Annotated in this window: 21 protein-coding genes; 3 read left to right on the forward strand and 18 right to left on the reverse strand. The window is 56.9% G+C overall.

Features of this window, described 5'->3' with window-relative positions; translation table 11 throughout:
* Positions 1–17 precede the first annotated feature (17 nt).
* Positions 18–896, forward strand: a complete 879-nt coding sequence (gene ispA, locus JAO79_RS12855) for a (2E,6E)-farnesyl diphosphate synthase (protein ID WP_413785058.1) — start codon at positions 18–20, stop codon at positions 894–896.
* A 125-nt stretch (positions 897–1021) separates the two neighbouring features.
* Positions 1022–2953: a 1-deoxy-D-xylulose-5-phosphate synthase gene (gene dxs / locus JAO79_RS12860; RefSeq protein ID WP_199007659.1), complete on the forward strand. Its 1932-nt coding sequence runs from the start codon at positions 1022–1024 to the stop codon at positions 2951–2953.
* A 43-nt stretch (positions 2954–2996) separates the two neighbouring features.
* Here dxs and ribA read toward each other — a convergent pair whose 3' ends face one another.
* From ribA to JAO79_RS12890, 6 genes are all read right to left on the reverse strand, one after another.
* On the reverse strand, positions 2997–3608 hold the full coding sequence (gene ribA / locus JAO79_RS12865) for a GTP cyclohydrolase II (RefSeq protein ID WP_199007660.1): 612 nt from the start codon (positions 3606–3608) through the stop codon (positions 2997–2999).
* Between the two features lie 52 nt (positions 3609–3660).
* Positions 3661–4149 carry a cyclic pyranopterin monophosphate synthase MoaC gene (gene moaC, locus JAO79_RS12870; RefSeq protein ID WP_199007661.1) on the reverse strand — a complete coding sequence of 163 codons (489 nt, stop codon included), beginning with the start codon at positions 4147–4149 and terminating at the stop codon, positions 3661–3663.
* 29 nt (positions 4150–4178) lie between these two features.
* Entirely contained in the window at positions 4179–5171 is a 993-nt protein-coding gene (locus tag JAO79_RS12875) for a Nudix family hydrolase (protein ID WP_199007662.1), read from the reverse strand.
* Positions 5152–6369, reverse strand: coding sequence for a bifunctional glutamate N-acetyltransferase/amino-acid acetyltransferase ArgJ (gene argJ / locus JAO79_RS12880; protein WP_199007663.1), 1218 nt, complete (start codon positions 6367–6369; stop codon positions 5152–5154). Before argJ ends, JAO79_RS12875 begins: the two co-directional genes overlap by 20 nt.
* A 102-nt stretch (positions 6370–6471) precedes the next feature.
* Positions 6472–9204 (reverse strand): preprotein translocase subunit SecA, encoded by a 2733-nt coding sequence (gene secA, locus JAO79_RS12885; protein WP_199007664.1) that lies wholly within the window; start codon positions 9202–9204, stop codon positions 6472–6474.
* Between the two features lie 89 nt (positions 9205–9293).
* On the reverse strand, positions 9294–10250 hold the full coding sequence (locus tag JAO79_RS12890; protein ID WP_199007665.1) for a M23 family metallopeptidase: 957 nt from the start codon (positions 10248–10250) through the stop codon (positions 9294–9296).
* Positions 10251–10466: 216 nt separating this feature from the next.
* Between JAO79_RS12890 and JAO79_RS12895 the strand changes: the two genes are divergently transcribed.
* On the forward strand, positions 10467–10919 hold the full coding sequence (locus JAO79_RS12895; protein WP_199007666.1) for a DUF721 domain-containing protein: 453 nt from the start codon (positions 10467–10469) through the stop codon (positions 10917–10919).
* An 11-nt stretch (positions 10920–10930) separates the two neighbouring features.
* Here JAO79_RS12895 and lpxC read toward each other — a convergent pair whose 3' ends face one another.
* The 12 genes from lpxC to JAO79_RS12955 all read right to left on the reverse strand — a co-directional run bounded on the left by lpxC (position 10931) and on the right by JAO79_RS12955 (position 25412).
* A complete protein-coding gene (gene lpxC, locus JAO79_RS12900; RefSeq protein WP_199007667.1) occupies positions 10931–11848 on the reverse strand; it encodes a UDP-3-O-acyl-N-acetylglucosamine deacetylase in 918 nt (305 codons plus the stop codon).
* A gap of 213 nt (positions 11849–12061) precedes the next feature.
* Positions 12062–13219 (reverse strand): cell division protein FtsZ, encoded by a 1158-nt coding sequence (ftsZ, locus tag JAO79_RS12905; RefSeq protein WP_199007668.1) that lies wholly within the window; start codon positions 13217–13219, stop codon positions 12062–12064.
* Between the two features lie 99 nt (positions 13220–13318).
* A complete protein-coding gene (gene ftsA / locus JAO79_RS12910) occupies positions 13319–14554 on the reverse strand; it encodes a cell division protein FtsA (protein WP_133006405.1) in 1236 nt (411 codons plus the stop codon).
* 36 nt (positions 14555–14590) lie between these two features.
* Positions 14591–15430: a cell division protein FtsQ/DivIB gene (locus tag JAO79_RS12915; protein WP_199007669.1), complete on the reverse strand. Its 840-nt coding sequence runs from the start codon at positions 15428–15430 to the stop codon at positions 14591–14593.
* Positions 15423–16391 carry a D-alanine--D-alanine ligase gene (locus JAO79_RS12920; protein ID WP_199007699.1) on the reverse strand — a complete coding sequence of 323 codons (969 nt, stop codon included), beginning with the start codon at positions 16389–16391 and terminating at the stop codon, positions 15423–15425. The genes JAO79_RS12915 and JAO79_RS12920 overlap by 8 nt, the downstream gene beginning before the upstream one ends.
* Before the next feature lies 1 nt (position 16392).
* Positions 16393–17838: a UDP-N-acetylmuramate--L-alanine ligase gene (gene murC, locus JAO79_RS12925; protein ID WP_199007670.1), complete on the reverse strand. Its 1446-nt coding sequence runs from the start codon at positions 17836–17838 to the stop codon at positions 16393–16395.
* Positions 17831–18916 (reverse strand): undecaprenyldiphospho-muramoylpentapeptide beta-N-acetylglucosaminyltransferase, encoded by a 1086-nt coding sequence (gene murG, locus JAO79_RS12930; protein ID WP_199007671.1) that lies wholly within the window; start codon positions 18914–18916, stop codon positions 17831–17833. Before murG ends, murC begins: the two co-directional genes overlap by 8 nt.
* Positions 18909–20108, reverse strand: a complete 1200-nt coding sequence (gene ftsW, locus JAO79_RS12935) for a putative lipid II flippase FtsW (RefSeq protein ID WP_199007700.1) — start codon at positions 20106–20108, stop codon at positions 18909–18911. The genes murG and ftsW overlap by 8 nt, the downstream gene beginning before the upstream one ends.
* Positions 20108–21448: a UDP-N-acetylmuramoyl-L-alanine--D-glutamate ligase gene (gene murD, locus JAO79_RS12940; protein WP_199007672.1), complete on the reverse strand. Its 1341-nt coding sequence runs from the start codon at positions 21446–21448 to the stop codon at positions 20108–20110. Before murD ends, ftsW begins: the two co-directional genes overlap by 1 nt.
* A 15-nt stretch (positions 21449–21463) precedes the next feature.
* Positions 21464–22549: a phospho-N-acetylmuramoyl-pentapeptide-transferase gene (mraY, locus tag JAO79_RS12945; RefSeq protein ID WP_133006412.1), complete on the reverse strand. Its 1086-nt coding sequence runs from the start codon at positions 22547–22549 to the stop codon at positions 21464–21466.
* Complete coding sequence (locus tag JAO79_RS12950; RefSeq protein WP_199007673.1) at positions 22534–23931, reverse strand: UDP-N-acetylmuramoyl-tripeptide--D-alanyl-D-alanine ligase; 1398 nt, start codon at positions 23929–23931, stop codon at positions 22534–22536. Before JAO79_RS12950 ends, mraY begins: the two co-directional genes overlap by 16 nt.
* Positions 23928–25412, reverse strand: coding sequence for a UDP-N-acetylmuramoyl-L-alanyl-D-glutamate--2,6-diaminopimelate ligase (locus JAO79_RS12955; protein ID WP_199007674.1), 1485 nt, complete (start codon positions 25410–25412; stop codon positions 23928–23930). Before JAO79_RS12955 ends, JAO79_RS12950 begins: the two co-directional genes overlap by 4 nt.

Genomic DNA, 25412 nt, shown 5'->3' on the forward strand with positions numbered 1-25412 from the left:
TGACTGATCGCACCGCTCTGGCGAAACGTTATATTGAACAATGCCGCCAACGCATCGATGCCGAACTTGATCGCAGTATCCGCCAGGACTCCGCGTCGGCGCGATTGCAAGACACCATGCGCTACAGCGTTCTGGGCGGTGGCAAGCGAATTCGCCCTGCACTCTGTCTGGCAGCCGCGCAAGCCGTTGGCTGCGATGAAGAAGTCGCTCTGATCCCCGCCTGTGCACTGGAATTAATCCATGCCTACTCGCTGGTCCACGACGACCTGCCAGCGATGGACGACGATGACCTGCGCCGGGGGCGACCGACGGCACACATTGCCTTTGACGAAGCCAGCGCCATTCTCGCCGGCGATGCGCTGCAAACTCTGGCCTTCGGTTTGTTGGCCAGCGCACCCCAATTAACCGATAGCCAGCGCATCACTATGATCGCCAAACTGGCGCAGGCCAGCGGGCACGCGGGCATGGTTGGCGGCCAAGCCATTGATCTGGAGTCTGTCGGTGTCCAGTTAAGCCTCGATCAGCTTGAAAACATGCACCGCCATAAGACCGGAGCGTTGATTGAAGCCAGCGTGGACCTTGGCGCTGTTACCTCTGCCAGCGTCACTCGGGAGCAACGGGACGCTCTGGCAACTTACGCCCGGGCGCTGGGACTGGCCTTTCAGGTTCAGGATGATCTGCTGGACATCGAAGGTGACACAGCCATTATTGGCAAACGACAGGGCTCGGACGCCGCCAAAGCGAAGCCAACCTACCCGGCCCTGCTTGGGCTAGAAGGCGCTCGGGCGCACCTTGCCACGCTTCTGGAACAGGCCCAAAAGGCATTAGATGGTTTTGGTGACGAGGCCAAGCCGCTGCGCGCGATGGCTGATTACGTGGTGACACGCAACCACTAAAGCCCGTATGAACAGATGGCAATGCGCCGTTTTGTAACATCTGGCCCGGGAAGCATGAAACAGCCACCGCTGTTCCCTATAATGGCCCGCCAGAGAACTCATATTTTCGAGAAAGACCCGAGCTGATGCAGGACACTTACATATTCAGGGAAATCCCCTCACAGCGGCCGAACACACCGCTGCTGGACCGTATTGACGCTCCGGCCCAATTGCGTGAGCTGCCACCGGAGAACCTGCCTCAACTGGCCCGGGAGCTGCGGTCGTTCCTGCTTTGGACCGTCGGCCAGACCGGCGGCCATTTCGGTGCCGGCCTCGGTGTTCTGGAGCTCAGTGTTGCCCTGCATTACGTATTCAACACACCGGAAGACCGCCTGGTCTGGGACGTAGGCCATCAAGCCTATCCCCATAAAATTCTGACCGGTCGCCGCGAGCAAATGGGCACCATTCGGCGCAAAGGTGGCCTTGCCGGCTTCCCCAAGCGCGCTGAAAGCGAATACGACACCTTTGGTGTGGGCCACTCAAGCACATCGATCAGTGCCGCCTTGGGCATGGCCATTGCGGCCCGCATGCAGAATACCGGTCGCAAGAGCATCGCCGTGATCGGCGACGGAGCGATGACCGCAGGCATGGCGTTTGAAGCCCTGAACCACGCGGGGCATTTACACGCCGATATGCTGGTCATCCTGAACGACAATGACATGTCGATTTCCCGGAATGTAGGCGGTCTCTCCAATTATTTTGCCAAGCTTCTGGCAAGCCGCACCTACAACCAGGTTCGGGACAGCAGTAAAAAGGTGCTTGCAGGCACACCGAACCTGATGGCGCTGGCGAAAAAGACCGAAGAACACTTCAAGGGCATGATTGCCCCCGGCACCCTGTTCGAAGAACTGGGTTTCAATTATATCGGCCCTATCGATGGTCATGACCTGCCCCTGCTGGTAGAAACTCTGGAAAACATCCGGGATCTCGACGGCCCTCAGTTTTTGCACATTGTGACCACCAAAGGTAAGGGCTTCGCACCTGCCGAGGCCGACCCGATTGGCTACCACGCCATCAACAAGATTGAACCGGTACCGGCCGACAAACCGGAGCCCGTGGCCCCGAAACCGGCCAGTCCAAAATACGCAAACGTCTTTGGCCAATGGCTGTGCGATGCGGCAGAGCAAGACGATCGCGTTGTCGGCATTACGCCGGCCATGTGCGAAGGCTCAGATTTGCTGGCCTTCTCCGAGCGCTTCCCTGATCGTTATTTTGATGTGGCCATTGCCGAACAGCATGCGGTCACACTGGCCGCCGGGCTGGCCTGTGATGGTGCGAAACCGGTCGTCGCGATTTATTCAACCTTCTTGCAACGGGGCTACGATCAACTGGTCCATGACGTAGCCATTCAGGATCTGGATGTTCTGTTCGCCATCGACCGCGCAGGGCTGGTGGGTGAAGATGGCCCGACCCACGCAGGTGCCTTCGACATCAGCTATCTGCGCTGTATCCCGGGCATGGTCATCATGACCCCATCCGATGAAAACGAAACTCGCCAACTGCTGCACACAGGCCTGCTGCACGAAGGCCCTGCAGCCGTGCGTTACCCTCGCGGCACCGGGCCAGGCGCCGAGATTGCGCAGGAACTGACAGCGCTACCCATCGGCAAAGGACGCCGTCTTCGTGAAGGTGCCCGTGTCGCCATCCTGAACTTCGGTTCACTGCTGGCGCCCGCATTAGAGGCTGCCGAAGCGCTCAACGCCACAGTGGCCGACATGCGTTTCGTCAAACCTCTGGATGAGGCTTTGGTGCTGGAGCTTGCCGAGCAGCACGATCTGCTGGTCACACTGGAAGAGAATGCGATTGCAGGCGGTGCTGGCAGCGCCGTCACCGAGTTCCTGTGCGCCAATGAAGTGACACTTCCGGTCATGCAGCTCGGCTTACCTGACCGCTTTGTTGACCATGGCAAACCGTCCGAACTATTGACTGAGTGCGGACTGGATGCGGAAGGCATCAAAAACGCCATCACCGGGCGACTGGAGCGACTCATCAGAGGCCCGGTTACTGCGGCCAAATAAGAAAAAAGCGCTGGTGGAATGCCAGCGCTTTTTTTAAGAAAGATCAGACCGGATCATCGTCCTGATGGGTTTCAAGCCAATGCCCCAGTTTACTCTGTTTGGTGTTGAGGTAATGCTCGTTGTGGGGATTCCGGCCTACATGCAGAGGTACCCGCTCAACAATGTTTACCCCATAAGACTCGAGCGCCTTCACCTTTCTCGGATTATTGGTCATCAGCTTCAAGCGACCAATGCCCAAGTGCTTCAACATGTCCTGGCACATGCTGTAATCCCGCATGTCTGCCCCAAAGCCCAGCTGTTCGTTGGCTTCGACTGTGTCAGCGCCTTGGTCCTGCAAGCGATAGGCCCGAATCTTATTGAGCAGTCCAATGCCCCGACCTTCCTGGCGCAAATACATCAACAATCCACGCCCTTCACGGGCAATGCTTCGCAATGCCTCCTCAAGCTGGTAACCACAATCGCAACGCATGCTATACAGGGCATCCCCCGTCAGGCACTCGGAATGGGTTCTCGCCAGCACGGGTTCATCGGTGCTGATGTCACCCAATGTCAGGGCCACGTGCTCCTTACCGGTTTCGATCTCTTCAAAGCCGTGCATATCGAAGACACCAAAGGGGGTAGGCAAACGGCAGGTCTCAATGTAACGAACAGCCACTGTAATTCCTCGTGGTTCTGACAAATGGGGCGGGCATTCTATCACGTGGCCGCTAGCGGGGCGTAGTCTGAGCTAACCAATGACCGGAACGACCGCCTTTTTTTTCCAGCAGCCGAACGTTATCGACCACCATTCCTTTATCCACCGCCTTGCACATATCGTACAGTGTCAGCGCGGCTACCGAGGCGGCCGTCAGCGCTTCCATCTCGACACCAGTCTGGCCAGACAGCTTGCAGCGGGTTTCAATATGAACCGACGCGCCATCAGCCCCCGGCGACAACAGCACCTTGGTGGAGGTCAGATTCAACGCGTGACAAAGCGGAATCAAGTCGTGAGTTTTCTTGGCGGCCATGATGCCCGCAATCCGGGCGGTAGCCAAGACATCACCCTTCGGGTGCTCGCCATCGATAATCATCCTGAGAGTTTCCGGCAACATACGCACCGTTGCCTCAGCCCGCGCTTCCCGCTCGGTGACGGCTTTTTCCGTCACATCGACCATTCGCGCTTCGCCTTTTTCATCAAGATGGGTCAGTTTGCTCACGCTTGGCTCCCTCTGTATTTATTTTCAGCTTATCGATTTTCATGGGGCGGCCACCAGAAACTGATGCCGGCAACACCTTGCCCGCCACATTCCCGCGCTCGAGCTTGATGCTCCAGCGCTAAACCACCCAACCCATAAACCGGAATTACGGCCGCCGATACCTGGCGCTCAAACTCCTGCCAGCCCAACCCAGGCTCACCGGGATGACTGGCCGTTGGCAAGACCGGACCAAAGACCGCGTAGTCCGCCCCCACACGTTCCGCATGGCGCAATTGCTCAGCACTATGGCAAGACACGCCCAACCACCGGTTTGCCGGCACAGGGCGCTCTGACAACCTTTCAGCCTCGCGCCAAGGCAGGTGTACGCCGGCGGCCTCGGGAAATTCAGACAGCAAATCCGGACGGCCGTGCAGCAACACCCCAACTCCGGAATTTTCGGCCGCACTCAATACCGCTTTCGCCAACTTTCGGTAATCCTGCGCGGACAACTCCGGCGCGCGCAGAACCACCAACCCGGGTTGCAGGGAAGGCAATGCAGCTGCAAACCGACGACACCCATTTTCCCACGATGCCATGGCACCGGTTATTGGTAGATTCACGGGTAGGTTCAACGCTCGAATGATCGGCCGGTTGGCCGCCGGAAAATCCGCGTCCTGTAACAAATGCGGCGGTAACCATTCAATGGGCTGACCTTCTCGCCCTTCCGGCTCACCTTTCGCCGCCGAGGTTTTCCACACATCCAGAAAAACCTGCTTGTCGCCGTAGTCGTGACGAATACCAATCACCGGCTCAAGGCTCTCCAGCGGAACCGCTAACCCGGTTTCCTCCGCGATCTCGCGCACCAATGCCTGCTGAACGCTTTCCCCCGCCTCTACCTTGCCACCGGGGAACTCCAGCAAGCCGCCCTGATGGACGTGATCAGGGCGGCGCGCAATCAACACGCGACCGTCGCGGACAATAACCGCAACGGCAACATGAACCAGCTTGGGCACGGACGGGCGATTAACTGCGGTATTCGGCATTGATGGTCACATAGTCATGGGAAAAATCGCAGGTCCAGACCGTTTCCCGCACTTCTCCGCGCTTCAGGTCGATGGCGATGGTAATTTCTTCCTGATCCATCACCGCCTGGCCACGCTCCTCGGAATAGTCATCAGCTCGACCACCATCACGCACCAAGCACACATCGCCGAGGTAGATCTCCAGCGCCTGCAAGTCCAGATCCGGAACTCCAGCCCGGCCCACGGCCGCCAGAATACGGCCCCAGTTCGGGTCTGACGCGTACAGCGCGGTCTTCACCAATGGCGAATGAGCCACGGTATAGGCCACATCCAACGCCTCTTGCTGAGTCGCTGCGCCGGCCACATCAATGGTCACAAACTTGGTGGCGCCTTCACCATCACGAACAATAGCGTGAGCCAACTCCAGATAGATCTTCCGCAATGCTTCTTTGAGTTGGTTGAACAGCGGGCTGTCTTCGGTAATCTCCGGGCCATCGTATGATCCGCTGGCAATGAGCATGCAAGCGTCATTCGTCGAGGTATCGCTGTCGATGGTTATCCGGTTAAAGGATTTTTCACCCAGTTCGGAAGCCAATGCTTGCAAAGCGGCCGGCGCAATCCTGGCGTCCGTGGCAATAAATCCAAGCATGGTGGCCATGTTGGGGCGAATCATCCCGGCGCCTTTACTGATCCCGGAGATCGTCACCTTATGACCATTCAAATCAATTTGGCAGGACGCGCCTTTCGGCCGGGTGTCGGTGGTCATAATACCGCTGGCCGCTTCCGCCCAGCGGTCTTCGGATGCACCGGCCAGCGCGTCGGGTAAAACCGCAACGATCTTCTCAACCGGCAATGACTCGCCAATCACGCCGGTAGAGAACGGCAATACGCAGTTTGTGTCCACACCCGCCTTTTCTGCCAAAGCCTCACAACAGCGCTGCGCATCCGCCAACCCGGCATCGCCAGTACCGGCGTTGGCATTGCCGGTATTAATCAGCAAATATCGGGGTGCGGTTTCAGCCAGATGGCGGCGGCTCAGCACAACAGGGGCGGCGCAGAACTGATTCTGCGTAAATATGCCCGCTACCCGTGCCTCGGGAGCCAGTTCGAACACCACAACATCCTTACGACCAGGCGTTTTGATGCCTGCACTGGCAATACCAATCTTAACCCCTGCTACCGGATGAAACTCCGGCAAAGTTCCGGGACCTACCGCCATGCGAATCTCCTTGAATGAGTACCAATCTGAAAACGACAAAACCCGCAAGCTGCTCCTGATCAGGCAGTTTGCGGGTTCTGGTTCGTGCGCTTAGGTGCCGGTTTAACTCACCTTACCGCAGCATTGCTTAAACTTCTTACCAGACCCGCAAGGGCAAGGCTCGTTTCGGCCTACTTTTCGCTCTTGGCGGACGAAGGTGTCCGGCGTTGCTTGCTGCCCACCTTCTCCTTCACCTTGCACAGGCGCAGCGGCGCTGGTTTCGTCGTGACGCAGATTGGCCCGCGCCATTTCGCGCTCAAGCTCCTCTTTGCGGCGACGCTCGACTTCTTCCATCTCTTCGCGGCTCTGCACGCGAACGTGGCTCAACACTCGGGCGACATCCCGTTTCATGCCTTCCAGCATGTTTTCAAACAGGTTGAACGCCTCGCGTTTGTATTCCTGCTTGGGGTTCTTCTGGGCATAGCCACGCAAATGAATGCCGCGGCGCAGGTGGTCCATGTTGGACAGGTGCTCTTTCCAAAGCGTATCCAGCACCTGCAGGAACACCTGCTTTTCGAACTTGCGCATGGACTCGGCGCCAGCGATTTCTTCCTTCGCTTTATACTCGGCAACAATCGCGTCGAGTACTTTCTTGCGCAGATTGTCTTCGAACAGTTTGCTGTCCTCTTCCAGCCACTGCTGGATCGGAAGTTCAATGGCCATTTCAGACTGCAGCTGCGCTTCCAGCCCGGCCACGTCCCACTGCTCGGGCATGCTCTGGGGCGGAATGAACTCACTGATCAGCGAATCCACCACATCTTCCCGAATGGTATCGACCATTTCAGATACGTCTTCTGAGGCCATAACCTCATTACGCTGTTCGTAAATAACAGTACGCTGATCGTTGGCAACGTCGTCGTATTCAAGCAGCGTTTTACGCATGTCGAAGTTTCGGCCTTCCACTTTGCGCTGGGACTTTTCGATGGCGTTGGTGACCATGCGATGCTCGATGGCTTCGCCTTTTTTCATGCCCATCGCCTGCATCAGATTCTTCACACGCTCGGGCGCGAAGATCCGCATCAGGTTATCCTCCAGCGACAGGAAGAAACGGGACGACCCCGGGTCACCCTGACGGCCCGCACGACCACGCAGCTGGTTGTCGATCCGGCGGGATTCGTGACGTTCGGTACCGATAATGTGCAAGCCACCGGCTTCCAGCACCTGATTGTGGCGCTCGGTCCACTCCGCCTTGAGTCGGGCAATTTTTTCTTCCGAGGCATCGGCCATGCCAGCGGCTTCAAATTCCCAGTTACCGCCCAGCACGATATCCGTACCACGGCCTGCCATGTTGGTGGCAATGGTGACAGCCCCCGGGCGGCCCGCCTGAGCAATAATCTGAGCTTCGGATTCGTGCTGCTTGGCGTTCAGAATTTTGTGCTCGATACGCGCTTTCTTCAGCAACATCGACAACAATTCAGATGCTTCAATGGAAGCCGTACCCACCAGAATCGGCCGACCTTCGGCGGTGACGTCTTTGATCTCATCGATGATGGCGTGGAATTTTTCTTCCTGCGTCAGATACACCAGATCGTTGTAATCAATACGCTGGATGGGTTTGTTAGGCGGAATCACCACCACGTCCAGGCCGTAAATCTGGCGGAATTCGAACGCTTCGGTGTCTGCCGTACCGGTCATGCCGGCCAACTTTTCGTACAACCGGAAGTAATTCTGGAAGGTGGTTGAAGCCAACGTCTGGCTTTCAGCCTGAATTTTGAGACCTTCTTTTGCCTCTATCGCCTGATGCAGCCCTTCGCTCCAGCGGCGGCCCGGCATAGTACGGCCAGTGTGCTCATCAACAATAACGACCTGACCACCCTGCACGATGTAATCGACATCTTTCTGGAAAAGATGGTGCGCCCTAAGGCCGGAGTGAACATGGTGCAGCAGGCCCAGGTTGGCTGCCGAGTAGAGGCTTTCGCCTTCCTGCAACAAACCACGGCTCAGCAGAAGCTCTTCCACTTTTTCGTGGCCGGTTTCGGTCAACTCCACCTGGCGGGACTTTTCGTCAATGGTGAAGTCACCGGTGGATTCACCTTCTTCACTGACCTCGCCTTTTTCCAAACTGGGGATCAGTGTATTGATAGCCTGATACATCTTCGAGGAGTCTTCCGCAGCGCCGGAAATAATCAATGGCGTGCGCGCCTCATCGATCAAAATGGAATCGACTTCGTCAACAATAGCGAAGTTCAGCCCGCGCTGCACCTTGTCTTCGATGCTGAAGGCCATGTTGTCGCGCAGGTAATCAAAACCGAATTCGTTGTTGGTGCCGTAGGTTATGTCAGCCTGGTAGGCAGCTTTCTTTTCTTCCGGCGCCTGCCCGGCAACGACAACACCGACTTCCATGCCTAGGAAACGGTAGAGCTTGCCCATCCATTCCGCGTCACGGCGTGCCAGGTAATCGTTCACGGTAATAACGTGTACGCCCTTGCCCGGCAGTGCGTTCAAATACACCGCGGCGGTCGCAACCAGGGTTTTACCTTCACCGGTTTTCATTTCGGCGATACGCCCTTCGTGCAGCGTCATACTGCCCACCAGCTGAACATCGTAATGGCGCATACCCATCACGCGACGGCTGGCCTCACGAACGGTGGCAAACGCTTCGGGGAGAATGGCGTCGAGCGTTTCGCCCTCTTCCAACCGACGGCGGAACACGGCAGTCTTGCCCTGCAATTCGGTATCCGACAGTGCACTAAACTGCTCTTCAAGTTCATTGACACGCAAGACAACCTTGCGCATCCGCTTGATTTCTCGAGCGTTCTTACTGCCAAACATCTTGGTTGCGAGCTTTGTGAACATAGACCACGGCTTCTTCAGTTAAACGGAGGAAGCCGGCATTCTAACCTTATTTAGGCGAAGGACAAAAGGAGGGCTTCACGGGAATGAAATCAGCGGCTTGCGCGCCGGATATATTTTTCGGGGTTTTCGGGTTTTCCATTGCGGATAACTTCAAAATGCACATGCGGCCCGGTAGAGCGGCCGGTACTGCCCATCAGAGCGACACTCTGACCCTTCTGAACGATATCTCCCACCTTCACCTTGATGGCTTTCGCGTGGGCGTAACGGGTCACAAGCCCCTCGCCATGATCAATCTCGACCAGATTGCCGTACCCATAACGCTCGTCAGCATAAGTCACAACGCCGCTGGCCACTGCAATGATGTCGCTGCCGTCTTTTCCGGCAAGATCCACACCGCTGTGCCAGGTACGCTTGCCGGTGAACGGATCGGAGCGGTAACCATACTTTGAAGACAGCCACCCCCAGGTAATCGGACGGCCCTGTACGTACAGCTCGTCTTCCAGCTTCTGGCGCGAGGCAACCTTTTCCAACAAGCGCAACTGTTTTTCCCGGTCTTCAATTTGCGCTTCGACCTGATCGATCATGTCGGTCAGTTCAGGTGCGCGAAAGGAATCTGCCGACAGCCCACCCTCTTCCGGGCCACCCACGGCTGCAGGTTGATCAAAATTAAACTCGTCGCTGGTGACAATACCGGATTCGACAAAGCGCTGGCCCAGCGCATCCAATCGCAGCAAGCTACCCTGAATTCGGCCCAACCGGAGGGTCAAAGCATCAATCTGCAGATCCACATCCTGACGTACCCGGTCCATTTCGGCCTTTTGCTCTTGCAGTTTTGCCCGCCATTCAGCGACCAACTCGGATTCCGTCGGTTCCGCTGCAGCGACCTGTTCCATAGCAAGACGGTAGCCCCCCCAACCGGCTGCAAACACCACTGCCAATACGGCTAGCAAGAGGCCAACTAGGGTTGCTGCATTCAGGTTAAGAGATCTTGGCTGACCATGGCTTTTGCCAACGAAAATTACATTCATATCGTCGTTCGGTGTCATATAGGGAGTCGCAACCATATCCGTGTAGTGCTGCGACCCGGAGTGTTTCCGAGCGGGTCTGCTATCCTTAGCAACAACTACGCACTGAAAAAAGTCGTAGCATCCGGTAGACATTGACTTCCATCACAATGTAAAACGGCCGTGTTATAGACGCTACGCATAAAACGTGCCGAAGTGTAACCAATCGTAAACCGCAGAGTCGAGCAAAACCCGGCAATGAGCAAAAAAATCGATCAAAAAACGATCTTCAGCACAGTTTCGGAAAGCTCCGGGACCACCCTGAAGCAACTGTTTGCGAAAGCCGGAATGCACCTGGAAGCTGAACAAATTGTGCTTTCGGCCATTCCCGATGAACTCAGGGAAGGCTCTCGATTTGTCTCTTGTCAGGACGGGGAACTGGTCTTGTCAACGGATACCGCCAGCAAAGCCACCCGGCTGAGATTCCGCCAACACGAAATTATGGAAGCACTGAGGGAAAACGAACTCTTCCGGTTCGTCTGGAAGGTGCGGGTTAAGGTTGCGCCCGCCCGCTATAAAGCACGCAAAAAAGTCGAAAAAATGCCCCTTAGCAAAGAAAATGCCCGGCTCCTCTCAGAGGAAGCCGGGCACACGAAGGATAAAGCTCTACGCGAGGTTCTCGAAAAACTCGCAAGCCACGTCCGAGATTAAGGCGTCCCGCCTTAGCCCTCGACCGCCAGCACAGGCTTCATATAGGAAATCGGAGCAGTTGCTTCGTCTTCGAAGGTCACTACTTCCCAGGATTCCTCTTCAGCCCTGAGCTTACGCAGCAGTTTGTTGTTCAGGTCGTGGCCAGATTTCACGCCACGGAACTCACCAATCAAACTGTTGCCGAGCAGATAAAGATCCCCGATCGCATCCAGCACTTTGTGCTTGACGAACTCGTCGTCGTAGCGCAAACCGTCTTCGTTCAGAATCTTGTAGTCATCAACCACAATCGCGTTATCGACACTACCACCGAGGGCCAGGTTCATGGCTCGCAGCTTTTCGATATCACGCATGAATCCGAATGTACGGGCGCGGGACACTTCTTTCACGAAGGATGTACTTGAGAAATCGACCGTGGCGGTTTGGGCGCGGCCCTTGAATACCGGGTGATCGAAATCAATACCAAAGCTGACCTTGAAGCCCTCGAAAGGCACGAAAGTGGCTTTCTTGCCATCTTCTTCAACGGTCACTTCCCGCTTGATACGGATAAAGCGCTTGGCGGCTTCCTGTTCGGCAATGCCTGCAGACTGCAGCAGGAACACGAACGGTCCGGCCGAGCCGTCCATAATCGGCACTTCGGCAGCGCTAAGCTCCACGTAACAGTTGTCGATTCCGAGACCAGCCATAGCAGACAGCAAATGCTCTACTGTTGCCACACGCACACCGTCTTTTACCAGCGTCGTGGACAGCGTGGTCTCACCCACATTTTCCGCGCAGGCACGAATTTCAACCACGGGGTCGAGGTCCGTGCGCCGGAAAATGATTCCGGCGTCGACCGGGGCCGGTTTCAGGGTCAGGTAAACCTTTTCCCCTGAGTGCAGGCCTACACCGGTCGCGCGGATGGTGTTTTTGAGTGTGCGTTGTCTAATCATCGGTCATTATTCCGTCACAAAAGAGCGATATTCTGAGCAAAAATCTGCCCGAAGAATATCAGAATTCAAGACTGAGCACCATTTAACCAACACAAGTTTAGTTAACTTGTGCAATAGCTTATGGCTATGATCAACCAGCTCGTCTTTGACAAAGGCTTACAACCCTGCACTCTTAACGAATGCACGCCTGCCTGTCAGCATCGAGCCAGACTATCAATCAGCCTGCCTACGAAGGAATGCGGGAATATCGAGATAGTCCACGCCTTGCTCTTCGCTTTCTTTGCTCTGGTCCAGTGCCACGTTGCCCTGCGTAACTGCGCGACGACGCAGAATGGCCGGACGATCCAACTGGTTGTAATCGGTTTTGCCATCCAGAGTGCGGGAGTTATCCACCACTTTGGTCGGCTTTTCGCGATCACCACCCAGACCGGTTGCTACAACCGTGACTTTCAACTCTTCCGTCATTTCCGGATCAATCACGGTACCCACAACAACCGTGGCAGATTCGGAAGCAAATTCACGGATAATGTCGCCCACCTCGGTGAACTCACCCAGGTTAAGATCCATACCGGCTGTGATGTTAACCAGAATACCTTTGGCACCCTGCAGGTTAACGTCTTCAAGCAGCGGGCTGCGAACGGCCGCTTCAGCAGCTTCCTGCGCCCGATTTTCACCGGTAGCACGAGCGGTACCCATCATCGCCATGCCCATCTCGGACATCACCGTTTTCACGTCGGCAAAGTCAACGTTGATCATACCGTTACGGGTGATCAGGTCGGCGATCCCCTGAACAGCACCCAGCAGAACATCGTTAGCTGCAGCAAATGCATCCAGCAGGCTGGTCTTCTTGCCCATGACCGCCAGCAGCTTTTCGTTCGGGATGGTGATCAGTGAGTCAACGCTTTCTTCCAGCTCTTTCAGGCCGGATTCCGCCACGCTCATGCGCTTGCCGCCTTCGAACTGGAACGGCTTGGTGACTACCGCTACGGTCAGAATGCCCAGTTCACGGGCTACCTCGGCAACAATCGGTGCTGCTCCGGTACCAGTGCCGCCGCCCATACCTGCGGTGATAAATACCATATCGGATCCGCTCAGCGCTTCAGCGATGCGGTCACGATCTTCAAGGGCCGACTGACGCCCAACTTCCGGGTTGGCACCCGCACCCAGCCCTTTGGTGATGTTGCCACCCAACTGAATGATCTGACGCGCGTCCAGGTCTGTCAGTGCCTGGGCGTCTGTGTTGGCGCAAATAAATTCCACGCCTTCAATGTCACTGTTAAGCATGTGACGAACGGCGTTACCACCACCGCCACCAACACCGACAACCTTAATGACTGCGCTTTGCTGCACATTATCTACGAGTTCAAACATATCCCCTACTCCTTCGTGCTGTTTCCGGTCTATCCAGACCGGCTATTGCATTCGTTTTGTGTTTTCGAGAAACCTTCGTGTACTACTTCCTGATCACCGTCAGAACTGACCGGTAAACCAGGCTTTCATGCGCTCAATTAATGAGGGAGCATCCTCAGCTTTGAGCACCGGTGTCCGGCCAAGATCCATTTGCCGGAAACCATGTATCAACAACCCAACGCCGGTGGCGTAAATCGGATTGTTGACGACCTCCGTCATCCCGGAGACCGCCTGCGGACAGGCCAGCCTTACCGGCATGTGGAAGATCTCTTCAGCCAGCTCTACCACCCCTTCCATGGTGGAGGAGCCGCCGGTGATCACGATGCCTGCGGGAATCATTTCTTCAAATCCCGAGCGGCGTAACTCTGACTGCACCAAGGTGAACAGCTCTTCGTAGCGAGGCTCGACAACTTCCGCCAACGCTTGTCGGGAAAGATCGCGTGGAGCGCGGTCACCAACGCTGGGCACTTTGATGGTGTCCTCTGCACCTGCGAGCTGGGTCAGAGCGCAGGCGTATTTGATTTTGATTTCTTCCGCATTCTGGGTCGGCGTACGCAGGGCCATGGCGATGTCGTTGGTCACCTGATCACCGGCGATGGGAATAACAGCGGTATGGCGGATGGCGCCACCGGTAAATACGGCAATATCGGTGGTTCCGCCACCCACATCCACTACACAAACCCCAAGCTCTTTCTCGTCTTCGGTCAGAATCGCGTGGCTGGAGGCCAACTGTTCCAGAATGATGTCATCCACTTCCAGTCCGCAGCGCTTCACACACTTGTCGATGTTCTGGGCCGCGTTGACCGCACATGTCACCAAATGCACCTTGGCCTCAAGCCGCACACCGGACATGCCCATGGGCTCTTTGATGCCTTCCTGGTTATCGATGACAAACTCCTGCGGCAGAATGTGCAGCACTTTCTGGTCTGCCGGAATCGCGACGGCCTGAGCCGCATCAATCACCCGGTCAATGTCCGCCTGGGTTACTTCCCGATCCCGAATCGCAACGATGCCGTGTGAGTTCAGGCTCTTGATGTGGCTTCCGGCAATACCCGCGTAAACAGAGTGGATCCGACAACCTGCCATCAGTTCGGCTTCTTCCACCGCCCGCTGAATGGCCTGCACAGTAACCTCGATATTCACCACCACTCCGCGCTTGAGTCCGCGAGATGGGTGCGAGCCAATTCCGACGACTTCAATGGTTCCATCCATTTTGCGCTTGCCGACGATCGCAACCACCTTGGAGGTTCCGATATCCAGGCCGACAATCATGTTTTCCGTTTCAACCGATGACATGTGATTCACCAAACCCCAAGTTCGTAATATTCGTTATCAGGATTTCGGAGCAGCCACTGCTGCATCCGCTTTCCACTGCACCGCTATGCCATTGGTATAGCGGGCATCTACCCGGCTGACCTCGTCCACGCGGGACGCCAACCGGTTCTCGTAAACCGTTATGAAGCGCTCAAATCGCTGTTCGACTTTGTCACGCCCCAGCACCACTTCGATGCCATTCGCGAGCGTCAGCGTCCAGGCACCTCGCGCCTCCAGCGCTAACCCGGCAAAACCAAGCCCGTAGCCGTATAGCTGCTCACTCATTGTCCGCGCCATGGTGATCACCTCTCTCACCCGCTCATCCGGCCCCGACAGTCTTGGCAGGCGGCCTGCCACCTCCGGGTTCGGCGGTGAGAACAGCTCGCCGGAACGGCTCACCAAGCGGCCGTCACTCCAATAAGCCAGCGGCTTTTTCTCGCGAATATCGATCACCAAGCGCCCGGGCCAAACCCGCTTGACTGCGGCAGATTCAACCCACGGTCTCTGCTCCAGAGACGCTTTGATGTCTGCCAGATCGGTCGAAAAATAGCTTTTACCGATCCAGGCTCCGGCTGCCCGCTCCAGGTCAACCCGGCTGTCGCCGACAAACTGCCCCTGAACATCGACGGCGAGGATCTGCTGATCCATGGCCGTTAACAAACGATCGGTTCCCCACGGAACCAACGCCGCTAACAGAACGATCGTTGCGCCCAGGCCAACCTGCAACCAGGGCACAGCCGCCAAAATTGCTTTCAACACCCCAAACCGGTCTTGCCCTGGCTCTACGGTGGTTGCCCCCCGTCGCCGGGGCTGCTCAGGCGGTACCGCCCGGCTCCGGATCAGTAGTGTTTCAAGCATTCGGTGCCTCCACCAAAGTGTCTTCCAGAATCCTCACCACCAACTCCTGAAAGCTGATGCCAGCCGCTTTCGCCGCCATCGGAACCAGGCTGTGATCGGTCATGCCCGGTACCGTGTTAACCTCCAGCAGCCAGAATTCCCCTTGCGCATCCTGCATGATGTCCACGCGGCCCCACGTGCGGCAGCCGACCACACGAAACGCGTCTAGCGCCAACTGCTGCAACTGCAACTCTTTTTCCACCGACAACCCGCAAGGAATGCGATAGCGGGTATCGTCCGCCAGATACTTCGCGTCGTAATCGTAGAAGTCGTGATCGGTGCTTAATCCAATCGCAGGCAGTGCTTTGTCTTGCAGCAGGCTGACGGTGAACTCCGGGCCTTCAATCCACTGCTCTACCAGAACCAGATCATCCATCGCTGCGGCCGCTTCGTAGGCTTCCACCAACTCACTGACACTGCGCACCTTGCGAATGCCAATACTGGAACCTTCATGAGCAGGCTTTACGCTCAGCGGAGTGCCCAACTTGGCCACAATGTCTTCGGCTTCTTCGGCAGACTTCATGGCTCGAAACGCCGGAGTCGGAAGCCCGCAGCCTTCGAACACGTATTTGGTGCGCAACTTGTCCATTGCCAGCGCCGATGCCAGCACTTCACTACCGGTATAGGGAATTCCCGCCTGCTGCAAAATCGCCTGCAACGTCCCGTCCTCGCCACCACGACCGTGCAAGGCAATAAAGACCCGGTCAAACTCCGGGGATTCTACGGTGCTCAGCAAACAGCCCTGAACATCGATCCCATGGGCATCCACACCAGCCGACTGCAGGGCTGACAACACCGCTTCGCCACTATTCAGGGAAACCTCCCTCTCGGCAGAGTTGCCTCCCATAAAGACCGCAACCCGGCCCAAGGCTTTCACCAGCTCGGGCGATGCCAAATAGTTATCGGAGTCGGTATGGCTCATATCACTCACTTTTCGCTACTCCTGCTGCGGCGAGGCGTGCCGCCACGCCGCCAATGTCTCCGGCGCCTTGGGTAATCAGCAAGTCGCCGTCTTGAAGCATTTTTTCCAGAAGACCTTCGATCTCCCGGTTGTCTTCAACGAATACCGGCTCGACGTTGCCGCGCTGGCGAATACTGCGGCACAACGCGCGCCCGTCGGCTCCGGGAATGGCGGCCTCGCCGGCGGAATACACGTCCATCAACAACAGACCATCGACTTCGGAAAGCACCCGAACAAAATCTTCGTAAAGATCACGGGTACGGGTGAACCGGTGAGGTTGGTACAGCATGACAATACGGCGGTCAGGCCAGGCGCCTCGAGCCGCCTTGATAACCGCTTCCACTTCTGTCGGATGGTGACCGTAGTCATCCACCAAGGTGGCTTGCGCGTTCGCTGTCTGGTATTCGCCGTAGACCTGGAAACGGCGGCCCACGCCGGCAAATCCGGCCAGGCCCCGACAGATAGCCTTATCGTCTACACCTTCATCCGTCGCAACCGCGATCACCGCCAGTGCATTCAGCACATTGTGTCTACCGGGCATTTTCAGCTCGACGTCCAGATCAGGGCGACCACCCGGGCGGCGCACTACGAAACGCGTCTTCAGGCCGTCGGAGGAAATATTCTCGGCCCGATAGTCTGCATCCGGATTGTCGATGCCGTAGGTGATGATGGCTCGGGAAATGCGCGGAATAATTTCCTGCACATAAGGGTCGTCCACGCACATCACAGCAATGCCGTAGAACGGCAGGTTGTGCAGAAAGTCCACGAACGTCTGTTTCAGTTTTTCAATATCGCCGCCATAGGTTTCCATATGGTCTGCTTCGATATTGGTAACCACCGAAATTGTGGGCGTCAGATGCAAGAAGGAGGCATCGCTTTCATCGGCTTCTGCCACCAGATAGCGGGAGCCACCCAGTTTGGCGTTGGTACCGGCACTGTTGAGTTTGCCGCCAATGACAAAGGTGGGGTCCAGTCCTGCCTCACCAAACACTGACGCGATCAGGCTGGTGGTCGTGGTTTTGCCGTGGGTACCCGCAACCGCAATTCCGTGGCGGTAGCGCATAATCTCCGCCAGCATCTCGGCACGAGGCACGATGGGCACCCTGCGACTACGGGCTGACACCACTTCCGGGTTATCCGACGACACCGCAGACGACACCACCACCACATCGGCGTTGGCACTGTTTTCTTCACGATGGCCGATATAAACCTGGATGCCCATGGCGCGGAGGCGGTCAGTGACCACGCTCTCTTTGATATCTGAGCCGGATACGTCATAGCCCTGGTTCTTCAGAACCTCGGCAATGCCGCTCATACCTGCGCCGCCGATACCAATAAAATGGATACCGCGGATACGGCGCATTTCGGGAACCTGATACACCAGTGGCGTATTGTTCGAATCAGCCATTGGCGGCCTCCAGACAATAATTCACAACTCTCTCCGTTGCATCAGGGCGCGCCAGCGAACGGGCGGCCTGTGCCATAGTAAGAATACGTTCGCGGTTACCCGCCAAATCCTTCAGGGTGTCGGCCAGGACTTCCGGCGTCAGTTGAGACTGCGGCACCAGTAAGGCGGCACCGGCCTTCACCATGTGCTGGCCATTGCGGGTCTGGTGGTCGTCCACGGCATGCGGGAAAGGCACCAGTACTGCGCCGACACCCGCTGCGCACAACTCCGAAACCGTCAATGCGCCCGCCCTGCAAATAACAAGATCTGCCCAGCTATAGGCTTCCGCCATATCGCGGATAAAGGGCTCAACACAGGCTGTAACCCCTGCGGCTTCATAGGCTTGGCGCGCGGCGTCTGCGTTTTTTTCGCCGCACTGATGGCGCACTTCCGGCCGCTCGCCTTCCGGTAAGGTTGCCAGCGCCTGCGGCAATTGCTGGTTAAACACTTGCGCGCCCAAACTGCCACCGACCACCAGAATTCGCACTGGCGTGGTTCTGCCGCCCAATCTTTGCGCGGGGTCCGGCAACGTTGCCAGGTCTTTCCGCACCGGGTTACCCGTGCAGCGGGTCACGGTCTTGTCACCGAAACTGCCCGGAAAGGCTTCCAACACTGTGCTGGCAAAGCGCGTCAGCAGTCGATTGGTCATGCCCGCTACAGCGTTCTGTTCATGAATGATCAACGGCTTGCGTAACAACCAGGCGGCCACTCCACCGGGCCCGGTCACAAAGCCACCCATACCGACCACACAGTCCGGGTTGATTTTGCGCAGCAGGGTATAAGCTTCACCGAGCGCCCGCATCAAACGGAACGGTGCCAGCAACAACGCCAGCTTGCCCTTGCCTCGCAACCCCTTAATGTGAATCAGCGACAGCGGTATCTCGGTTTCGCCAATCAGCCGCTCTTCCATGCCACCTTTGGCACCGAGCCAATGCACTTCATGGCCCTGCTCTTCCAGAGCCCGGGCCGTTGCCAGTGCCGGAAACACATGACCACCAGTGCCACCGGCCATCATCAGGAATCGACGTGGATTAGTCATAAACCGCGCCTCCCTTTATTTTCCGGACAGGCTTGCTTGCCGCCATTTTCTCTTTATCCAGCCGCTCCATTTCCACCCGGGCGATAATGCCTAGCCCGATACACGTCACCAGCAGACTGGATCCGCCATAACTGACCAGGGGTAACGTGAGCCCTTTGGTGGGCAACAAACCGGTCGTGACACACATATTGATGGCGGCCTGCAATCCAACCAGCATCGTGATGCCATAGCTGAAACACGCGCCGAATGGCATACCGCTTCGCTCGGCCCGGCGACCGATCACAAAACCGCTGACCACCAAGGCGGTAAACAGAGCGACGACAATTAACGCGCCAATCAAACCAAACTCTTCAGCAATGATCGCGAAGATGAAATCGGTGTGGGCCTCCGGCAAAAAGAACAGTTTCTGAACGGAGTTACCCAGCCCGACGCCGGTCCATTCACCGCGCCCAAAGGCAATCAGCGATTGGGTCAGCTGGTAACCGCTATCGAACTGATCTTTCCAAGGGTCCAGGTAACTGACGACCCGCTTCAAACGGTAAGGCGCACTGACAACCAATATTGTTCCGGCAACCACCATCAACCCGATCAACGGCAAGAATCGTGTCAGCCGAACGCCACTGAGAAAAATCACGCCAGCTGCTGCTGCACTGAGCACCACCGAGGCACCAAAGTCCGGCTCGATCATCAGCAGACCAACCGCCAATCCCAAAACGATCAATGGCCGGAAAAAGCCCGACCAATCATTCAACAAAGCTTCACGGCGGCGCACGACGTAACCCGAGAGGTAAGCAATCAGGCACAGCTTGGCCACCTCGGACACCTGAACGTTGAAAATGCCCATGGGTATCCAGCGGGTTGACCCATTTACCGTGCGGCCCAGTGGAGTCAAAACCAGAACGAGAACCATCAAACCGACACCTAGCAGCAACCAGCCACTACGCTCCCACCAGGACACCGGGATATTCACGGCCACCAGCGCGGCCACACAACCCAACATGGCGAAAATCACTTGCCTTACCACGTAGTGATAGCTGTTACCTAATGTGGCAGCGGCAACGTCCATCGAGGCGGAAGAGATCATCACCATACCGATCACCAGTAATGCCACGGATGTCAGCACCAACACCGGCAGAGGCTGAAGTTCGAAAGCTTTGGCCTGATGTTGAGGGATACTGGCGGCGATCTGCATCACAGTGCCTCCACCAACGCGCGGAACTGATCGCCGCGGTCGTTGTAGTCTTTGAACATGTCGAAACTGGCGCAGGCTGGCGACAACAACACCCGGTCACCGGCGCAGGCCACTTCCCGAGCTTTGCTGACGGCTTGCTGCAGAGTGTCCGCAGAGATCTTTTCAATACCGTGGCCCAGCGCGTCTGAAATGGCTCCGGCATCCCGGCCAATCAACACCACGGCACGACAACATGCGCGAACTGGCGCAGCCAAGGGCGCAAAATCAGCACCTTTGCCATCGCCTCCTACAATCAAAACCACTTTGCCCTGATCCGGTGCCAGGCTCTCGATCGCGGCGACCGTTGCGCCGACGTTGGTGCCTTTGGAATCGTTGATGTAATCCACGCCATCCAGATTGCGGACAAATTCACAGCGGTGCGGCAAACCACGAAACGCTCTAGCCACATCCAGCATCACGGCCATCGGCAGTCCGGCGGCCTGACCAAGCGCCAACGCCGCCATCACATTGCTGATGTTATGGCGCCCCATCAACTTCAATTCGCTGGCGAGCAGCAAGTTATCAAAGCCAAAGGTAATCCAGGTACCTTGATCGTCGTCCCGGGTACTGAAGGTATCGGGGTTAACCCGATTGAAGCCGAAGCACAGAAAGCGCAGGTTATCCCGCGCCATTGGAGTGCTCAGCGCATCATCAAGATTCACAATCGCATGCTTGCAGCCGCGGTATACCCGTTGTTTGGCCTGAAAATACGCCATTTTGTCCGGGTAACGATCCATGTGGTCATCACTGACGTTCAACACGGTCGCCGCCACAGCATTGAGCGCATCGGTGGTTTCCAGCTGAAAACTCGACACCTCGAGGATGTAAAGATCTGCGCCCTTTCCAAGCAGATCCAGAGCTGGCGTACCGATATTCCCGCCCACTTGTACGTTCCGGCCGGCCGCTTTCGCCATCTCGCCCAGCAACGTGGTTACCGTGGTTTTTCCGTTCGATCCCGTGATTGCAACGACAGGCGCATCAGCGGCCTCGGCAAACAGATCAATGTCACCGCGGATCAAAGCTCCGTTCTTTGCAGCCGCCTCTATGGCGGGCTCTGCGATGCTGATCCCGGGACTGACAACGAGTTCACTGAAGCCGGTGAATAGATCGGGATCAAACTCTCCAAGGTGCACCGACACGTCTGGCCAGTCCTCTTTCAGCTCGCTCAGCCCCGGCGGGTTAGCACGACTATCGGCCACGGTCACCGACCGGCCTTGCTCGGACAAATAACGCACACACGAGAGCCCGGTCTTACCGAGCCCTACGATCAATGTGCGACGATCCGAAACAATGAGAGTCATAACAACGTTACTTTCCTATCGGAGTTTCAGACTGGCCAGGCCAATCAGTACCAGAACCACAGTAATGACCCAGAACCGCACGATGACGCGCGGCTCCGGCCAACCTTTCAGCTCAAAATGGTGGTGCAGCGGCGCCATCCGGAAAATCCGGCGCCCTGTCAGGCGGAACGACGCCACCTGAAGAATGACCGACACGGTTTCCATAACAAACACACCGCCCATAATGAACAGCACAATCTCTTGGCGAACGATGACCGCGACCACTCCCAGAGCCGCCCCCAATGCCAGCGCGCCTACATCACCCATAAACACCTGAGCGGGATAGGTGTTGAACCACAAGAAGCCGAGACCCGCGCCGACCAGCGCGCAACAGAACACAATCAGCTCGCCGGTACCCGGGAGGTGCGGAATTAACAGGTAATTGGCAAATTGTGCGTGCCCGGACACATACGCAAAGATGGCAAGCGCACCGGCTACCATCACGGTGGGCATAATGGCCAGCCCATCGAGGCCATCGGTCAGGTTTACCGCGTTGCTACTACCGACAATGACGAAATAAGTCAGCAGAATGAACAGCACTGGCCCCAGAGTGAGAGAGACGTTTTTCAGAAACGGCAAATACAAAGATGTTTCCTGAGGCAACGTAGATGTGGCGTACAACACCACGGCAGCCGCTGCCCCAATCACCGATTGCCAGAAATACTTCCAACGCCCCGGCAACCCGCGGGGGTTCCGCTCAACCACCTTTCGATAATCATCTACCCAGCCGATGGCTCCGAACAGAATGGTGACCAATAGCACGGTCCAGACATAGCGGTTACTCAGATCAGCCCACAGCAAAGTTGAAATAGCGATGGCCACAAGAATCAGCGCGCCACCCATGGTGGGGGTGCCAGCCTTACTCAGGTGGGTCTGAGGGCCGTCGTCTCTGACTGCCTGCCCAATCTGGTACTGGCTGAGCTTACGGATCATCAACGGACCGATCATCAGCGAAATCAGGAGTGCTGTCAGCACTCCGAAAATAGCGCGCACGGTCAGGTACTGAAATACCGTCAGCGCAGAAAAATATTGAGATAAAACCTCTGTCAGCCAGAGCAGCATGCGTTTTTCACCTTTGTCAGCATTCCCTCCACCACGCGATCCATGGCGGAACTTCGAGAACCTTTTACCAGCACCACCTGAGCACCCTGCCGGCCATCTACGATGGCATTCACAGCTTGCTCATGGGTCTGGAATTGTTCAGCACCTTGTCCGTAGCCTTTGGCGTAGCCCTCACAACCCGGCCCCACCAGCAACAGACGCTCTATTCCTTTGTCCTTGGCGTGCGCTCCGACCTCGGCATGCAGGTCATCGCCCTGCTCTCCCAGTTCAGCCATCGCACCCAACACCGCTATCCGCTCCCCTTGGTATCCGGAAAGCACGTCGATCGCCGCCTTCATGGACGCCGGGTTGGCGTTGTAGCTGTCATCAATCACGGTAAAGCCCGGCACAGGTTCGAGCACTTGCAAACGCCCTTTGACGGCCTGAACGCCGCCCAGACCCTGAACAAGCTGCTCGTCCGTCGCACCCAGCTCACGGCAGGCGGCAATGGCGCACAAAGCATTACTGACGTTATGCTCACCGACCAGTGGCAAAGTGAACGCACAACGCCAGCCATTTGGCCCTTCCGCCGTGACTGCCATGGTCTGATCCGACGCGACCTGTGCCTCAGCCCGGTAATCCGCCTCCGGGTGTTTCATCCGGGACACGCTCACCACCCGGCGCTGACCGACTCGCTCCAACCACTGATCAAACGCAGGATCATCCCGGTTGAGCACGACCAAACCCTGCTCGGCGACGCCGTCAATGATTTCGCCTTTGGCTTTGATGATGTTCTGGTAACTACCAAAACCTTCAAGGTGAGCCTGACCGGCATTGGTCAGAATCACGACTTGCGGGCGCGCAATCGCCACCGTGTGGGCGATCTCACCCAAGCCGCTCGCACCCAGTTCTACGGCGCCGTACTGGTGTTCCGGGCACAACCGGAACAACGTGAGCGGCACTCCGATGTGATTGTTCAAATTGCCTTCGGTCGCCAGCACCTCACCCATTTGTTCGAGAATGGAAGCGGTTAACTGCCTAACCGTGGTTTTGCCGCTGCTACCCGTAATCGCCACCAGCTGCGCGCTGCTGTTGTTGCGATTTTCCGCCGCCAAAACAGCTAGGGCATTGACCGTGTCATCGACCACCAATTGCGGAAACGGCACCGCCTCGTCTGCGGTATCAACCACCGCAGCCACAGCGCCTTGCGAGCGGGCCTGCTCCAGAAATTCATGGCCATCGAAACGCTCACCGCGCAGGGCCACAAACAACTGCCCCTCGCCAACCGCGCGGGTATCGGTAGACACACCGTTGAACTGAATCTCTTCAGCGTTTACCGGCGTGCCCGCCATCGATGCGCGTAGCCAGGATTTGGCTTCTGCCAGCGAAAAGGCGCGCATCATGCCACACCTCCATTCAGGTGCAACTGAATCTGCACCTGCTCGGCATCACTGAATGGTAATTTCTGGCCCGCCACTTCCTGCCAGGCTTCATGGCCTTTGCCGGCAATCAACACCAAGTCCTTCGGACCGGCCATGGCAATGGCCTCTGCGATGGCGGCCGCGCGGTCATGAACCACCCGACACTTGCCTGCTTCAGAGAAGCCTTTCTCGATATCCTTGACGATATGTGCCGGGTCTTCTGACCTCGGGTTGTCGTCTGTCACAATGACCACATCGGCACCCTTTTCTGCTTCAGCCGCCATCTCAGGGCGCTTACCGGGGTCACGATCACCGCCACAGCCAAACACGCAGATCAACTTGCCCTCTGCGTGGGGGCGCAAAGCCGCTAACGCATTTGCCAGCGCATCGGGTGTATGCGCGTAATCAACCACCACACAACGACCATCGGCTGCCAGATATTTCTCCAACCGGCCCTGAGGTGGCACCAGCCGGGAACAGGCATCAACTGCCCGGTCTAATGGAACGCCCAGCGTCAGAACGGTAGCCATTGCGGCCAGGACATTGCTCGCATTGAAACTGCCCAACAGAGGCACATCCAATTCAAACTCGCCCCACAGACCGTCAACTACGGCACGAAAGCCTGTTGCGGTCGGGGTAAACTCTTTTAACCACAGTTCGGTTTGGGCTTCATGCAAGCTGTAACGGACACGGTCGCACAACCCTTCCGTCTGCTCGAACAACTGGCGCCCGAACGGGTCGTCGAAGTTGATCACAGAAAAGTGCAGTTCTTCACGGCGGAACAAGCGGGCCTTGGCCTCGCCGTAGGCTTCCATGGTGCCGTGATAATCCAGATGATCCCGGGTCAGGTTGGTAAAAACCGCCCCAGTCATTGCCACCTTATCAATCCGCCCCTGCGCCAACGCATGAGAGGACACTTCCATAACCGCAGCTCGACCGCCGTCCCGGCGGATCTGATGCAACACCCGGTTCACCTGAACCACATCCGGCGTGGTATGGGTGGCTGGCTGCAAATTACCGGGCATGCCGTATCCCAGTGTGCCAAGCACACCGCAGGACGTGCCCGTTTCGTTCAGCAGAGCCGAGATGTACTGCGTCACCGACGTTTTTCCATTGGTGCCCGTTACACCCACCACCCGCAAGTGCCGTGAGGGATGCTCGAAAAATCGCGTGGCGATACGCCCCATCTGGTCTCGAAGACCTACAACCGGGACAACCAGCGCGCCCTGACGTTCGTGGCATTCTTTCGGGATCGCCGTTTCCAGCAACACCGCGGTGGCCCCGGCCTCAATCGCTTGATCAAGATAAGCGTCCGCCGGTGTCTCGGCTCCCGACAAAGCGATAAACGCATCGCCCGACGTAACATTTCGACTGTCCGTTTGCAGGCCATGGATAGTGACATCAAACACCGAAGGCACATCAACAATGCCTTGCAAAAGGGTACTGATCGACGTGATGCACAT

Source organism: Marinobacter litoralis (assembly GCF_016427555.1).
In the GTDB taxonomy this organism is placed as follows: Bacteria; Pseudomonadota; Gammaproteobacteria; order Pseudomonadales; family Oleiphilaceae; genus Marinobacter; species Marinobacter litoralis_A.